15 protein-coding genes are annotated in these 15,296 nt (G+C 34.2%); 13 read left to right on the top strand and 2 right to left on the bottom strand.

The window, feature by feature from the left end:
- Positions 1-200 precede the first annotated feature (200 nt).
- Positions 201-791, bottom strand: coding sequence for an HD domain-containing protein (locus tag KHA98_RS11090; RefSeq protein ID WP_213257995.1), 591 nt, complete (start codon positions 789-791; stop codon positions 201-203).
- 263 nt (positions 792-1,054) lie between these two features.
- Here KHA98_RS11090 and KHA98_RS11085 point away from each other — a divergent pair, with 263 nt between their 5' ends.
- From KHA98_RS11085 to KHA98_RS11060, 6 genes are all read left to right on the top strand, one after another.
- Positions 1,055-2,473, top strand: coding sequence for an MBL fold metallo-hydrolase (locus KHA98_RS11085; protein ID WP_213257994.1), 1,419 nt, complete (start codon positions 1,055-1,057; stop codon positions 2,471-2,473).
- Between the two features lie 150 nt (positions 2,474-2,623).
- Positions 2,624-3,187, top strand: coding sequence for a YeeE/YedE family protein (locus KHA98_RS11080; RefSeq protein ID WP_213258389.1), 564 nt, complete (start codon positions 2,624-2,626; stop codon positions 3,185-3,187).
- A gap of 10 nt (positions 3,188-3,197) precedes the next feature.
- Positions 3,198-3,674, top strand: coding sequence for a DUF6691 family protein (locus KHA98_RS11075; protein ID WP_213257993.1), 477 nt, complete (start codon positions 3,198-3,200; stop codon positions 3,672-3,674).
- 897 nt (positions 3,675-4,571) lie between these two features.
- Positions 4,572-6,149, top strand: coding sequence for a glycerol-3-phosphate dehydrogenase/oxidase (locus KHA98_RS11070; RefSeq protein WP_213257992.1), 1,578 nt, complete (start codon positions 4,572-4,574; stop codon positions 6,147-6,149).
- Positions 6,150-6,379: 230 nt separating this feature from the next.
- Positions 6,380-7,876 (top strand): glycerol kinase GlpK, encoded by a 1,497-nt coding sequence (glpK, locus tag KHA98_RS11065; RefSeq protein ID WP_213257991.1) that lies wholly within the window; start codon positions 6,380-6,382, stop codon positions 7,874-7,876.
- Positions 7,877-7,893: 17 nt separating this feature from the next.
- Complete coding sequence (locus KHA98_RS11060; protein WP_213257990.1) at positions 7,894-8,625, top strand: MIP/aquaporin family protein; 732 nt, start codon at positions 7,894-7,896, stop codon at positions 8,623-8,625.
- Between the two features lie 79 nt (positions 8,626-8,704).
- Here the strand turns inward: KHA98_RS11060 and KHA98_RS11055 are convergent, their stop codons facing one another.
- A complete protein-coding gene (locus KHA98_RS11055) occupies positions 8,705-8,905 on the bottom strand; it encodes a hypothetical protein (RefSeq protein WP_213257989.1) in 201 nt (66 codons plus the stop codon).
- 152 nt (positions 8,906-9,057) lie between these two features.
- On the opposite strand from KHA98_RS11055, the gene KHA98_RS11050 reads away from it, so the two are divergent.
- The 7 genes from KHA98_RS11050 to KHA98_RS11020 all read left to right on the top strand — a co-directional run bounded on the left by KHA98_RS11050 (position 9,058) and on the right by KHA98_RS11020 (position 15,268).
- On the top strand, positions 9,058-9,249 hold the full coding sequence (locus KHA98_RS11050; RefSeq protein WP_213257988.1) for a helix-turn-helix transcriptional regulator: 192 nt from the start codon (positions 9,058-9,060) through the stop codon (positions 9,247-9,249).
- A gap of 566 nt (positions 9,250-9,815) precedes the next feature.
- Positions 9,816-10,277, top strand: a complete 462-nt coding sequence (locus tag KHA98_RS11045; protein WP_213257987.1) for a MarR family winged helix-turn-helix transcriptional regulator — start codon at positions 9,816-9,818, stop codon at positions 10,275-10,277.
- A gap of 4 nt (positions 10,278-10,281) precedes the next feature.
- Positions 10,282-10,914, top strand: a complete 633-nt coding sequence (locus tag KHA98_RS11040; RefSeq protein ID WP_213257986.1) for an NAD(P)H-dependent oxidoreductase — start codon at positions 10,282-10,284, stop codon at positions 10,912-10,914.
- Between the two features lie 33 nt (positions 10,915-10,947).
- On the top strand, positions 10,948-11,514 hold the full coding sequence (locus tag KHA98_RS11035) for a YceI family protein (protein WP_213257985.1): 567 nt from the start codon (positions 10,948-10,950) through the stop codon (positions 11,512-11,514).
- Positions 11,515-11,718: 204 nt separating this feature from the next.
- Positions 11,719-12,996 (top strand): hypothetical protein, encoded by a 1,278-nt coding sequence (locus KHA98_RS11030; RefSeq protein ID WP_213257984.1) that lies wholly within the window; start codon positions 11,719-11,721, stop codon positions 12,994-12,996.
- Between the two features lie 294 nt (positions 12,997-13,290).
- The gene (locus KHA98_RS11025) at positions 13,291-14,691 is read left to right on the top strand and encodes an anthranilate synthase component I family protein (protein WP_213257983.1); all 1,401 of its coding nucleotides are present in this window, start codon (positions 13,291-13,293) and stop codon (positions 14,689-14,691) included.
- Positions 14,692-14,824: 133 nt separating this feature from the next.
- Positions 14,825-15,268, top strand: a complete 444-nt coding sequence (locus tag KHA98_RS11020) for a hypothetical protein (RefSeq protein ID WP_213257982.1) — start codon at positions 14,825-14,827, stop codon at positions 15,266-15,268.
- Positions 15,269-15,296 lie beyond the last annotated feature (28 nt).

Here is a 15,296-nt window from a genome sequence, read left to right as displayed (position 1 = left end):
ATCGTATTTGAATATTGCTCAAGGTTTCAACCTTGGGGACGCGTAGAATGAGATCCGTTGTGTACCCAAGGTTGAAACCTTGGGCTATGTTATACTGGGGTTAAATCTTCGTCGAAATTGACAAGATTGTTTGTGCAATAATAAACCCGATAGGTTTTAAAAGCTGTCGGGTTTAAACGTAAGATTATGTTTAAGAAAAATTATTTCTTCAAAATCCCTTTTTCAACACTTTCATTAATTAATCCTTCAGCATAATTCCATATTGAAGTTGAACCTTCTTTAATTACACTTTTCTTTTCGTAGACTTTATCATATGGTACATCAAATTCTTTCCATGTTCCACCGTTGTTAGATGTATTTTGAAGCAAAGGTTCTAAACGATCCATAGATTTTGCAAATTTGGCTTCGTTGGTTTCTCCGGCTTCAAATTCTTCCCAAATCGCAATTAATTCTTCTGATTGGTTTTTCGGCAATAAACCAAAAATTCTATTTGCAGCTAATCTTTCTGCATCTGTATTGGAATGATTTTTTACCGTATCGTAAATAAAAACGTCTCCGGCATCGATCTCCACAATATCATGAATCAAAACCATTTTTACGACTTTTAAAACATCAATCGGCTCATTTGAATGTTCTGCCAGAACAATTGCCATTAAAGCCAAATGCCAACTGTGTTCTGCGTCATTTTCGCAGCGGTCGCTATTGAATAATTTTGTCTTGCGCTGAATGTATTTTACTTTATCAATTTCTTTTATAAAAGTAATCTGATCTAATAAATCTTGTGTGTTCATGATGGTGATTTTTGGAAAAATGTAAAATTACAAAGATTTTTTTCTACCATATAAGTGATATAAGTAATTATAAGCTGGAGTTTAGTATATCGCTTAAAATTAAAGCAAATTTAAGAGTAGATTCCGATCTAAAATGAACTTATACAACTTATATGGTTAAACTATATTTTTTTACACAAAAACCCAATTTCTGTAACATTAGTCACCTAGTTTTTTAAAAAACAGCGTTACATTTGTATTCCAAATATTTTAGATTTCATATCATGAAAATAGAACAAATTTACACCGGATGTTTAGCGCAAGGTGCTTATTATATTACTTCAGATGGCGAAGCGGCCATTATAGATCCGCTTAGAGAAATTCAGCCTTATCTGGATCGTTTAGAGCGTGACGGAGTAAAGCTGAAATACATTTTTGAAACGCATTTCCACGCCGATTTTGTTTCAGGACACGTTGATTTAAGCAAAGAAACGGGAGCTCCAATTGTTTACGGACCAAATGCTACTTGCGAATTTGACTGTGTTTCTGCAAAAGATGGTCAGGAATTTAAACTAGGAAAAGTTACTATAAAAGTTTTGCATACTCCGGGACACACAATGGAAAGCACTACTTTTTTGCTAATTGATGAAAACGGAAAAGATCATGCGATTTTCTCTGGAGATACTTTATTTATCGGTGATGTTGGTCGTCCTGATTTAGCGCAAAAAGCTGCTGGAATGACACAGGATCAATTGGCGGGAATTTTATTTCATTCGTTAAGAGATAAAATCATGACGCTGGCTGATGATGTAATTGTTTATCCTGCGCACGGTGCCGGAAGCGCCTGCGGAAAAAACATGAGTAAAGAAACTGTTTCGACTATTGGGAATCAAAAAGCAACAAATTATGCTTTGCGCGCTAATATGACCGAAGAAGAATTCATTAAGGAAGTTACCGATGGTTTATTGCCTCCTCCAGCCTACTTCAGCATGAATGTAGCGATGAATAAACAAGGTTATGAAAGTTTTGAAACTGTTTTAAACAACGGAATGAAAGCAATAAAAGCAGAAGATTTTGAAGCTGTTGCCGAAGAAACCGGAGCTTTAATTCTTGATACAAGAAGTGCGGCTGATTTTAGTAAAGGATTTATTCCGCAGTCTATCAACATTGGAATTAATGGTGATTTTGCTCCGTGGGTTGGAACTTTAATTGCTAATGTAAAACAACCTATTATATTGGTTACCGAAAATGGTCTTGAAGAAGAAACCGTAACACGTTTAAGTCGTGTTGGTTTTGATACTATAATTGGTCATCTTGAAGGTGGTTTTGAAGCATGGCAAAAAGCAGGTTTTGAAACTGATTCTGTAAATAGAATTACTGCAGAGCAATTTGCAAACGAGGTAAAGATCAAAGAAGATAAAATTATCGATATTCGTAAAGAAACAGAATACGAGGCAGAACATATTGAAGATGCTTACAGCAAACCTTTGGCTTATATTAATGACTGGGTAAAAGACATTGACCCAAATGAGCATTTTTATTTGCATTGCGCAGGAGGTTACAGAAGTATGATTGCAGCTTCTATTTTGCAAGCGAGAGGTTTTAGAAACTTCTCTGAAGTGGAAGGCGGTTTTGGAGCGATTTCAAAAACGAATGTTCCAAAATCAGATTTCGTTTGTCAAAGTAAGGTCTTGAAAGCATAAAATTAATTTTTACCATTGAGGCATTAAGTTCATAAAGTTGAAATGCTTAATTTTTCTTAACCTTCTTTTAAAGTTTCATTAAGCGCAAACACTTAATTAACTTAATGCCTTAATGGTTAAAAACAAAAACACTTAATATTAATTATGAGTATATTAGAAATCATCAAAGAACCATGGCCTTGGTATATTGCAGGCCCGTTGATTGGATTAACTGTTCCAATTTTATTAATTATCGGAAATAAATCTTTCGGGATTAGTTCGTCATTGCGCCATATATGTGCAGCTTGTATTCCGGCAAATATTTCATTTTTTAAATACGACTGGAAAAAAGAAAGCTGGAATTTATTCTTCGTGTTCGGAATATTTCTGGGCGGAGTCATTGCTGCTCATTTTCTATCTAATCCAAATGCGGTTGTAATTACTCCGGAATTATCAGAGAAATTAGCTTCTTACGGAATTACAGATCATACCGGTTTAGTTCCTGCGCAATTATTTTCTTGGGAAAGTTTACTAACGCTTCGCGGGTTTATTATGATTGTCGTAGGCGGATTTTTGGTAGGTTTCGGTACACGTTATGCCGGAGGATGCACAAGCGGACATGCAATTATGGGATTATCAAATTTACAATGGCCATCATTGGTAGCTACAATCTGTTTTATGATTGGTGGTTTTGTTATGGCACTTTTGATTTTACCTTATATTCTTTCACTTTAAAATTAAAAAAATGAGTTTAGAAAATAAAAATATCGACGGCGAAGGAATCAACGCAAGCGAGAAAAAAGAAAACGCATTAGGAAATCTAAAATATCTATTGGTTGGTATCTTTTTCGGAATTGTATTCGTAAAAGCCGAAATCATAAGCTGGTTCCGTATTCAGGAAATGTTCAACTTAGAATCTTTCTTTATGTATGGCGTAATCGGAAGTGCAGTTGCTGTTGGATTAATATCTGTGCAATTGATAAAAAAATTCAATATTAAAACTCTTGATGGAGAAAAAATTGAAATTCAGCCGAAAACATTCAACAAAGGGCAAATCTACGGCGGATTATTATTTGGTTTTGGATGGGCAATCACTGGAGCTTGTCCGGGTCCGCTTTTCGCTCAGATAGGTACTGGTGCAACTGTAATTGTTGTGACTTTATTAAGTGCAATTGCCGGAACATGGTTTTATGGTCTTATTAAAGATAAATTGCCACATTAAAAAATTGTTTCAGGTTCCAAGTTTCAAGTTGAAAACACAATAAACCCGACAGGTTTTAAAAACCTGTCGGGTTTGTTTGTTTTTAAAAACAACTCATTCCGTAGGAATGTCTCATCGGTAGAATCAAATTTGAATTCCGGTAATACGTTCCATAGGAACGCTTGATTAATGGTGGTAAATATATTATCAAAAAAAACAAATGTCCCTACAGGACATTATACAAAACAACATTATTTTTTTCTACCGATGAGATATTCCTATGGAATATTAAATAGTGCCATTGATATGGTCTAACTAAACAAAAAATATTTTCTACAGATTAATATGCTCTATTTAATTCAGTAGAGTTTTATTAGAAAAATAACCCCAAGAGGTTCTATCCCAAGACTTCGGAATAAAACCTCTCGGGTTTGTCTTTTTAAAAGCTACTCATTCCGTAGGAATGTCTCATCGGTAGAACCAAATTTGAATTCCGGTAATACGTTCCATAGGAACGTTTGATTAATGGTGGTAAATATATTATCCAAAAAACAAATGTCCCTAGAAGACATTATACAAAACAACATTAATTTTTTCTACCGATGAGATATTCCTACGGAATATTAAATAGTATCGTTGATATAGTCTAACTAAACAAAAAATATTTTCTACAGATTAATATGCTCCATTTAATTAATTCATTAGAGTTTTATTAGAACAATAAACCCGTCAGTCCCGATCCCGAAACTTCAGGACGATATAAAACCTATCGGGTTTGGTATTTCTAAAAACAAGCTAAAGGTTTATTTCATTACAAATTTTCTTATTAAGAGCATTTCTTCATTTTACTTTCATTAAGTTTCATTAAGTTTACAATACAAGATGTTATCTTACAAAAAACAAACAAATCGCTGCCATATGAAACGCTCAGAGCAATTGTCAAAATTAAAGAATACTGAAAGATGGGATGTTATTATAATTGGTGGTGGTGCAAGCGGTCTTGGAACTGCACTTGACGCCGCAAGCAGGGGCTATAAAACCATTTTACTTGAAGCAGTAGATTTTGCTAAAGGAACTTCCAGCCGAAGTACCAAATTAGTTCACGGTGGCGTTCGCTACTTAGAGCAAGGTGATATTCATTTGGTCAGAGAAGCTTTAAAAGAAAGAGGATTACTAGCAAAAAATGCCGGGCACTTAGTTAAAAATCAATCTTTCGTAATCCCAAATTACAATTGGTGGGGCGGTTCATTTTATACCATCGGATTAAAAATATACGATTTCCTTGCAGGGCGATTAAGTTTAGGAAGTTCAGAATATATTTCGAAGAAAAGAACAATCGAAATGCTTCCTGCCGTTGAACAAAAAAATTTAGTAAGTGGTGTTATTTATCATGACGGACAATTTGACGATTCTCGTTTAGCCATAAATATTGCTCAGACTGCGATAGAAAAAGGAGCTTGTATTTTAAATTATACTAAAGTTGTACATTTATTAAAAGATGATAAAAACCAAGTTATTGGTGTAGAGGCAATAGATCATGAAACGGGTGATAAGTACGAAATAAAAGGCTCTGCCATAATTAACGCAACGGGCGTTTTTACAAATGCCATCATGAAACTAAACGATACTGTATATAAAAAATATATTGTACCGAGTCAGGGAATTCATCTTGTTTTTGATAAATCATTTTTACCCGGCGAACATGCCTTGATGATTCCTAAAACAAGCGATGGACGCGTTTTATTTGCGGTTCCGTGGCACAATCGAATTGTAGTAGGAACGACTGATACTTTAATTAGAAAACACAGTCTTGAACCTATCGCTCTTGAAAGTGAGATTCAATTTGTATTGGAAACTGCTCAACGTTTTCTGGCTAAAAAACCAACAAGAGCCGACGTTTTATCTGTTTTTGCAGGTTTACGCCCTTTAGCAGCTCCGGAAAAAGAAGGGAAAAGCACTAAAGAAGTTTCAAGAAGTCATAAAATTATTGTTTCAAAAACGGGATTGATAACCATTACGGGAGGAAAATGGACTACTTACAGAAAAATTTCTGAAGACATAATTGATAAAGCAATCCGTACAGGCAAATTACCTAAAAAAGCTTGTAATACGGAACATCTTGAAATTCACGGACATAAGATTACTACAAATCAGGATCGAATGAATCATTTGTATATCTATGGTTCTGATATTCCTGAAATACTTGAATTACAAAAAAACAACCCCGAATTAAAAGAGAAACTTCATACGGATCATGAATTTACTATGGCCGAAGTTGTTTGGGCAATTCGATATGAAATGGCGAGAACTGTTGATGATGTTTTGGCAAGACGTGTACGTTTATTATTCTTAGATGCGAGAGCTGCAATTGAGTCCTCAGAAAAAGTGGCGCGATTACTGGCAAAAGAACTCGGACATGACGAAGCCTGGATACACAAGGAGATTTCGAATTTTAAAGGAATCTCGAGAGGTTTTCTTTTAAAAGAATTTCAATAGACTTTTACTAACTAAAACCCTTTGGGTGAAATTAAAAAAATACTTTTTAACACATAGAAACATAGTTTACAAAGCTCAAAAAAGTCGTTTCACTTGCATTAACAAACATAGGCTATGTGTTAGAAACTAGTTTCTTTTTAAAATCTTCTTATTAATATCTAAAATAAATCTATGTTTCTATGTGTTGAAAATAATTACACCCAACGGGTTAACTAAAGAATATATAAACTATGCCGAATAAATTAATTTTAGCACTGGATCAGGGAACGACTTCCTCCAGAGCCATTGTTTTCAATCATAAAGGAGAAACCGTTAGTATTTCTCAAAAACCTTTCGAGCAAATTTTTCCAAAACCGGGATGGGTAGAACATGATCCAAACGAAATCTGGTCCTCTCAGGTAAGTGTGGCGGCAGAGGTAATTGCAAAAGTTGGAATTTCGGGCAGAGAAATCGCCGCAATTGGAATCACAAATCAACGTGAGACTACAATTGTCTGGGATCGTGAAACCAGTGAACCTATTTACAATGCTATTGTGTGGCAAGACCGCAGAACAGCAAAATACTGTGATGAACTGAAAGCGCAAGGACATACTGAAATGATTCAGAAAAAAACGGGGCTTATTCTGGATGCTTATTTCTCGGGAACTAAAGTAAAATGGATTTTGGACAATGTTGCCGGTGCCCGCGAAAAAGCCGAACAGGGAAAACTGTGCTTTGGAACTGTGGACACCTGGCTAATATGGAAACTAACGCGTAGTAAATTATTTATGACGGATGTTTCTAATGCAAGTCGAACGTTATTATTTAACATCAATACCTTAGATTGGGACGACGAATTATTAGCCTTATTTGATATTCCAAGAGCAATGTTGCCTGAAGTAAAACAGAGCAGTGAGATTTATGGAGAAACGAGTACTACTCTATTTTCAACAAAAATCCCAATTAGCGGAGTTGCCGGGGATCAGCAAGCGGCACTTTTTGGTCAGTTATGCACCAATTCAGGAATGGTTAAAAACACTTATGGAACGGGCTGTTTTATGTTGATGAATACGGGGGAAAAACCAATTTTCTCCACCAACAACTTATTGACTACAATAGCATGGAAAATTAACGGAAAGACTACTTATGCTTTAGAAGGCAGTGTTTTTGTTGGAGGTGCTGCTGTACAATGGCTGCGAGACGGAGCAAAGATGATTCGCAGATCGGATGAAATTGAAAGTTTAGCCAGCAGTGTTCCGGATAACGGTGGTGTTTATTTTGTTCCGGCATTAACCGGACTCGGAGCCCCACATTGGGATCAATACGCAAGAGGCGCAATAGTAGGAATAACCAGAGGTACAACAAATGCTCATATTGCCAGAGCAACTTTAGAAGGAATCGCTTATCAGGTAAATGATTTACTTAAAGCTATGGAAGCTGATTTTGGATATAAAGGAATAGAATTAAGAGTTGACGGAGGGGCTGCCGCAAATAATTTATTAATGCAATTTCAGTCGGATATTTTTGGATCTACAGTGACCAGACCAACAATATTAGAAACGACAGCTTTGGGAGCTGCTTACTTAGCGGGACTTGCTGTAGGTTATTGGTCAAGCATGGACGATTTGCAGGAACAGTGGTCTATAGATAAAGTGTTTTCTCCAAAAATGGATAAAGCCGAAGTAAACTCACTTGTGAGAAATTGGGACAGAGCTGTTGGCCGGGCATCGAACTGGATTGAAGAATAAAACTAAAAAACAAAGATATGACTCCTTTTATAGCCGAAGTTTTAGGCACAATGCTAATGATTTTATTAGGCAATGGCGTTGTCGCAAACGTTGTCCTTAAAGACACTAAAGGAAACAATTCTGGCTGGATTGTTATTACCACTGCCTGGGCATTTGCAGTTTTTGTAGGCGTAACTGTTGCCGGGCCAATTAGTGGTGCGCATTTAAACCCTATTGTTACGCTAGGTCTGGCACTGATTGGCAAATTTAACTGGAATTTAGTTCCCTCCTATGTTTTCGCTCAAATGATTGGCGCAATGTTAGGCGCATTTTTAGTCTGGTTGTCTCACAAAGATCATTTTGCAGCAACACAAGACGAAGGTGCAAAATTGGCCTGTTTCTCGACATCGCCGGCAATCAAAAATAATGTATCAAACTTAATTAGTGAGATTATTGCGACTTTCGTTTTAATTTTTACAATCTTTTATATTGCGGGACCAAGTTTAAAAATCGCAGCAGATTCTGATGCCACAATTGGTTTGGGAACTGTTGGAGCGCTTCCCGTAGCAATATTGGTTTGGGTAATTGGTTTATCTTTAGGAGGAACTACAGGTTATGCCATAAATCCGGCTAGGGATTTAGGGCCAAGAATTATGCATGCGCTTTTACCTATAAAAGGAAGTAGTAATTGGAACTATGCCTGGATTCCGATTATTGGACCTGTAATTGGATCTGGTTTAGCAGCTGCTTTGTACTTAGCGCTTAATTAATGTAAACTCGACAGTCCCTATCTTGAAGTTTCAGGATCGGACTGTTGTTTTATCATATTATGGTTCGTATGCAATGTCATTATTTGTTACTTCGTTTACCATTGGAATATTTAAAACATTTTTCCTTAAACTCAGAAATTTCATCTTTTAATTTTTTGTTGGCATTGTGCAGTAATTCATTCTGTAATTTCATTATAGATAATAAATCGTTCATAGCATTAAGGTTTTCCAACTGCATCATAACTATCTGTTCAAGATTTGCTTTAGTATATGTCTTCATGACTTTTATATTGAATTACGATACAAATATATAATAAAATACAATATTTTACAATACATTTTTATATCATAATTTAACACAATTAAAAAAAGTTATTAACTGACAATAATTTTCTATACTAAATAGTATTATAAAAAATGATTAATATTCAAATGAACAGGATCAAAGAAGTATTAAAAGAACAAGGACGAACACAAACATGGCTAGCCGAAAAAATTGAAAAAAGTTATGTAGTGGTAACGAATTATTGCAACAATAATGCTCAACCAAGTATCGAAATTTTACGAAAAATTGCAGAGATATTAGATGTCGATGTTAGGGAGTTATTAGTTTCAACAAAATAAATTTACATTTCCTGACAGAACGAGCATCACGCATTTTAATAAAGAGAAATTCAATACTTAAAACAAATACAAAGGGCAATCAAAACACCTGAAAAAAGTATCTTTTTTATTTATCAACACAAAATCCGAATTTAAAAACCTTTATTCTACAATCAAAAATCTATTAACTTAATGATATTCGGCTCGCGTGAGGGATAGAAGCTGACTGCCGAAGCAGTGCGGATAGCCCGACAGCATCCTGATAAGAGGGCGTATAGGCGCAAAGTTGTTTTGCCCTCTTATCAGGATGGTGGCACGCCCCTATTAATATGAGGTTTTATATTTTTTAATTCCTGGTCTTAAAGTGTTTCAATTCTTCACAAGAGATTTTTCATTTTAATCAATCGTTAAATATCATTAATACACTATTTTAAATCAAAGAAATTGCATTACATTTACCCTAATTATATAGGATTTGTATAGTTATAATTTTACTTTAATTCAATTAACAAAAATTTAACACAACACTTGTATATACAACTATTAAAAGTTATACATTTGTATATACAAATTATACACTTACGACTATGACAATTGAAGAGGTTATTAAGAGTACAGTTAAGATGGATAATGCGAAAAAAGTTATTCTGAATATCATGTACACACAAAATGTGATTCAGGATCATTTCAACGAGTTGATTAAACCGTATGATTTATCCGGAGAACAATATAATGTACTACGTATATTAAGAGGACAAAAAGGAAATCCTGCTAATATGTGTGTGATACAAGAACGTATGTTAGCTAAAACGAGTAACACAACCCGATTAGTTGATAAATTATTACTGAAAGAATTCGTAACACGAAATGTCTGCCCTGATAATCGTCGCAAAATTGAGGTTTTGATTACGCAAAAAGGACTAGACGTTTTAAAGGAATTAGATCCGAAGGTAGATGAGCATGAGCGCGTATTTGCCGAGAATATAAGCCCGGAAGAATTAGAATTATTAAATCAATTATTAGAAAAGTACCGAACTAAACAAAATTAATATTATGAGCACATTTTTAGAAAGTCAAAATTGGAGATATGCAACAAAAAAATTTGATGCAGCAAAAAAAATCTCTGATGCTGATTTAAATACTTTAAAAGAAGCTGTTAGACTAAGCGCTTCTTCATACGGATTACAACCATACAAAGTGGTTCTTGTTGAAAATCCGGAATTAAGAGAACAATTAAAAGGAGCTGCGTGGGGACAAACTCAAATTACAGACGCTTCTCACCTATTTGTTTTTGCAAGCGATGTTACTCTTGACGGAGCTTCTGTAGACAAATATATCTCAAATATCAGCGAAACCAGAGGTGTTCCTGTTGATGCTTTAGGAGGTTTCAGCGATATGATGAAAAATGTAGTTGGAAATTTATCAGGTGATGCAAAAAACACCTGGACTGCTAAACAAACTTACATTGCTTTAGGAAACTTATTAGGAGCTGCTGCCGAATTAAAAATCGATGCTACACCAATGGAAGGTTTCAATGCTGCACAATTCAACGAAATCTTAGGTTTCGATAAATTAGGCTTAAACGCTTCAGTTATTGCAACTGTAGGTTACAGACATGATGAGGACGACACTCAACATTACAAAAAAGTTAGAAAATCACAAGAAGAATTATTTATCACTCTATAATTATTTTATTAATCAAATTTCAATTTTAACAACATGAAAAATTTAAAAACAATTGCAATAGCATTATTCGTAGCAGCGGCTAGTATTTCAGTAAACGCTCAAACTAAAAAAATCGACGTAAAAGCGTCTTCTATCAAATGGGTAGGTAAAAAAGTAACTGGAGAGCACTCTGGAACTGTAAACTTTAAAGATGGTGCTGTAGTTTTCAAAGGAAAAAAATTAACTGGTGGTTCTTTCACTGTTGATATGACTTCTTTAACTGCTACTGACTTAACTGGAGAATACCAAGGGAAATTAAACGGTCACTTAAAAGCGGACGATTTCTTTGGAACTGACAAATTCCCAACTGCAAAATTAGTTTTCAAAACTATCGGAGCTAAAGCAACTGACGTTTATACTGTAACTGCTGATTTAACTATTAAAGGAATCACTAAACCGGTAACTTTTGATATTACTGTAGCTGGAAACACTGCAACAACTGCATTCAAAGTTGACAGAACTAAATACGATATCAAATACAACTCTGGTAACTTCTTCGAAAACTTAGGAGACAAAACTATCAATGATGATTTCGAATTAACAGTAGCTTTAAAATTCTAATTTCAGGCTTACTAATTCATATATAAGAAAAATCCCAATAGAATTATCTATTGGGATTTTTTATTTTGCTTTATTTTCAAAAACATAACGTTCTTAATATTAAAATAACGCTTTCATAATAACTATAGCTGTATTGATTAACATTGAGCCTCTAATTTTGAGGAACTTAAAAAAAATCAAAAACTAGAAATTAAAATTATAGTTATGAAAACAAAAATACTTGTTGCCTTATTTACTCTATTAAGCAGTTTTTTTCTTAATGCTCAACAGCAAAAAGGAATTATTGGTACAAATAACTGGATGACCAACTGGACCAATTTTAAACCTGCCAATACAGAATATAATGAAGCTACTAATATAATTGCAGGAACGATTGACAAAGACACCAAGTTATTAAAACGTAACACGTATCAATTAGTTGGGGTTGTGTACGTAACAAATAATGCCGTTTTAACAATCGAACCGGGAACGGTAATACGCGGTGACGATAAGAGCTGTGGAACGCTTGTTATTACAAACGGTGCAAAAATTATGGCCGAAGGTTTAGAAACAGACCCTATTGTTTTTACTTCAAATAAAGAAATCTCACAAAGAAAACCAGGCGATTGGGGCGGTATTATTGTTCTTGGAAAAGCTCCAATAAATACGCTTGGTGGTATTCATATTTTACCTTTTGATCTGGAACCAATGCTAAATCATTATGGTGGTGCCGATGCCGACGACAATTCCGGAATATTAAAATATGTAAGAATAGAATTTGCCGGAAGAAAATTAAGTTCTTTAAAAGAATTAAACGGCCTTTCTTTAGCTGGGGTTGGAAGAAAAACGGTATTGAATAACATACAAATTAGTTTTTCAAATGATGACTCTTTCGAATGTTATGGTGGCGATTTAAACATGACCAACTTAGTATCGTACAGAACTACAGATGATGATTTTGATTTTACACAAGGTGCACAAATCAACATTAATAACAGTATTGCGATTCGTCATCCTTTTTCATCTGATATTTCTGGTTCAAGATGTTTTGAAGTGGATTCATATGATAAAATCAGTAATACTGATATGTCAAAAAAGCTGACTAAAATTAACGCCAGCAACATTACTTTGATAAATCTTGAAGAAAACAATCAGGGATTAGTTCGTGAGTCTGTATATGTTAGAGAAAACACACTCTTTAATTTATCTAATAGTATAGTTTCCGGTTTTACACCATTTGTTTTATTGGAAGGAAATATTGGAAACGGAGATGTAAATCTCGCCAAACTTACTTTTAAAAACATAATCGTGAACAATTGCAATGGCGGAATTACAAGTGAATCATCAGCTAGTAATGCATCAATTCAAAACTATTACAACAGTGCAAGTAATGGGGTCGAATATACCAAAAACAAAAATACCGAGCTTTTTACGTCTCCAAATATCAAAGGAAATCCAGATTTCAGAATAAATGTAAACAACACGCTGGCCATTGGAAACTAAGGCATTGTAGTACTTCTGTATTTTAAAATTTAACAAATTTTGAAAAATTAAAAAGTTTTTTTTGAAATTTTATGTATTCTAATTCAAATTACATTTATATCTTTGTCATAACAAAATAAGATATGAAAACATTAATGAACAATACTTGGTGGTGGAAGAATTTACGTCAAACGTCGTGAACGAAGCTTCCTATGGTACTGTAAAACTATAAATATAAAAGGCTTGTCATCACGACAAGCCTTTTTTTTTGGTCAAAACTTAAACGAAAATATTAAAACCTAAAAACAACATACTTTGAAACCTTTTATACTAAACACACACTACAAACAAATTCTGGCTGACACCATTACGCCAGTAAGTATTTATTTTAAAATAAGAGATAAATTCCCTAATAGTTTATTACTAGAAAGTAGTGATTATCACGGAAATGACAATAGTTTCTCTTATGTTTGCTGCAACCCTATTGCAACAATCAAAATAGAAAATGAAGTAATCTCAAAAACATTTCCTGACGGAACATCAGAAACAATTTCTATAGATGCTTCAACAAATATTCCTCAAGTAATTCAGGAATTTTCGAATCAGTTTAAATCAGAGAAAAACGATTTTAAATTCATTAATAACGGATTATTTGGCTACATTTCTTATGATGCTGTTCGTTATTTTGAGAAAGTTTCAATTGCAAAAAAAGATACTGCAACTTCAATTCCGGATATGTTTTATGCCGTTTATCAAAACATCATTGCCATAAATCACTTCAAAAACGAAGCGTACATTTTTTGCCATAGTGTTGATGACAGAAACAATATCTCGGAAATTGAACAACTATTACAATCCAGAAATATTGCTCTATATAAATTTACTAAAGAAGGTGAAGGCTACTCTAATTTAACCGATGAAGAATTCAAACACAATGTAGCTTTGGCAAAAAAACATTGTTTTAGAGGAGACGTTTTCCAATTGGTTCTGTCACGTCGTTTCACGCAAGGTTTTAAAGGTGATGAATTTAATGTTTATCGCGCTTTAAGAAGTATAAACCCATCTCCTTACCTCTTCTTTTTTGATTATGGAGATTTCAAAATTTTTGGGTCTTCGCCCGAAGCACAAATTATCGTAAAAAACAGAAAAGCCGAAATTCACCCAATCGCCGGAACTTTTAAAAGAACCGGAAATGATGAACGAGATGCGCTTTTAGCCAAAGAATTATCAGAAGATAAAAAAGAAAACAGCGAGCACGTTATGCTCGTTGATTTGGCCAGAAATGATTTAAGCCGAAATGGACATGATGTAAATGTAGAGAAATATAGAGAAGTTCAGTTTTTCTCTCACGTAATTCATTTAGTATCAAAAGTGACCGGACATTTACATGATAAAGCGACAACCATGCAGGTAGTTGCCGATACTTTTCCGGCAGGAACTTTAAGCGGAGCGCCAAAACACAGAGCAATGCAATTGATTGAAGATTACGAAAAAACAAATCGTAATTTCTACGGAGGAGCAATTGGTGTAATGGATTTTGACGGAAACTTTAATCACGCTATTATGATTCGAACATTCCTTTCTAAAAATCATCAATTACATTGTCAGGCGGGAGCCGGAATCGTAGCAAGTTCTGATGAAGAAAGCGAAATGCAGGAAGTTTATAATAAATTAAGAGCATTAAACACAGCCCTGGAAATGGCAGAAAATATATAAGTTTTTTTTGTTTCAGGTTTAAAGTTTGCTTCGCCTGTTCGCTATCGCTCGGGTCAAGTTGTTGGAACGCCAAGCAAACCTGAAACCTGAAACTTGAAACAATTAACAACAAACCATAAATACCATAAAAACCATGAAAAAAGCAGTATCTATTTTAATTTTAATCATTACCATGACATCTTGTAATTCAGATAAAAAGCAAAACCCTATTGAAGGAACCTGGCGCCTAATATCTGCCGAAACAACCGAAAAAGATTCTACTTTTTCGACTTTCAATTCAAAAACAAAAATGATTAAAATTATAAACGATTCCCATTTTGCTTTTTTTAATCATGATTTAAATAATGGTAAAGATTCAACCAATGCAGTATTTTTTGGCGGAGGCGGAAAATATACTTTAAAGGACAGTATTTATACTGAAAACCTGGAGTTTTTTAATAATAGACAATGGGAAAATAACAAATTTGAATTTGTTGTAAAAGTTCAAAATGATACACTTATTCAAAAAGGAATCGAAAAAGTAGAAAAATTAGGCATTAACCGAATCATTACTGAAAAGTACGTTCGAGAAAAATAAAAATTTAGTTTCAGGTTTTCTTTGTTTC

The organism is Flavobacterium branchiicola (assembly GCF_018383905.1).
In the GTDB taxonomy this organism is placed as follows: domain Bacteria; phylum Bacteroidota; class Bacteroidia; order Flavobacteriales; family Flavobacteriaceae; genus Flavobacterium; species Flavobacterium branchiicola.
The sequence above is the reverse complement of the archived record's forward strand: the minus strand, read 5'-3'. Positions and strand labels throughout refer to the sequence as shown.

Coding starts and splice junctions, on each gene's coding strand:
- KHA98_RS11090 (WP_213257995.1), bottom strand. CDS start 791: ATGAACACACAAGATTTATTAGATCAGATTACTTTTATAAAAGAAATT.
- KHA98_RS11085 (WP_213257994.1), top strand. CDS start 1,055: ATGAAAATAGAACAAATTTACACCGGATGTTTAGCGCAAGGTGCTTAT.
- KHA98_RS11075 (WP_213257993.1), top strand. CDS start 3,198: ATGAGTTTAGAAAATAAAAATATCGACGGCGAAGGAATCAACGCAAGC.
- KHA98_RS11070 (WP_213257992.1), top strand. CDS start 4,572: ATGAAACGCTCAGAGCAATTGTCAAAATTAAAGAATACTGAAAGATGG.
- glpK (WP_213257991.1), top strand. CDS start 6,380: ATGCCGAATAAATTAATTTTAGCACTGGATCAGGGAACGACTTCCTCC.
- KHA98_RS11060 (WP_213257990.1), top strand. CDS start 7,894: ATGACTCCTTTTATAGCCGAAGTTTTAGGCACAATGCTAATGATTTTA.
- KHA98_RS11055 (WP_213257989.1), bottom strand. CDS start 8,905: ATGAAGACATATACTAAAGCAAATCTTGAACAGATAGTTATGATGCAG.
- KHA98_RS11050 (WP_213257988.1), top strand. CDS start 9,058: ATGAACAGGATCAAAGAAGTATTAAAAGAACAAGGACGAACACAAACA.
- KHA98_RS11045 (WP_213257987.1), top strand. CDS start 9,816: ATGACAATTGAAGAGGTTATTAAGAGTACAGTTAAGATGGATAATGCG.
- KHA98_RS11040 (WP_213257986.1), top strand. CDS start 10,282: ATGAGCACATTTTTAGAAAGTCAAAATTGGAGATATGCAACAAAAAAA.
- KHA98_RS11035 (WP_213257985.1), top strand. CDS start 10,948: ATGAAAAATTTAAAAACAATTGCAATAGCATTATTCGTAGCAGCGGCT.
- KHA98_RS11030 (WP_213257984.1), top strand. CDS start 11,719: ATGAAAACAAAAATACTTGTTGCCTTATTTACTCTATTAAGCAGTTTT.
- KHA98_RS11020 (WP_213257982.1), top strand. CDS start 14,825: ATGAAAAAAGCAGTATCTATTTTAATTTTAATCATTACCATGACATCT.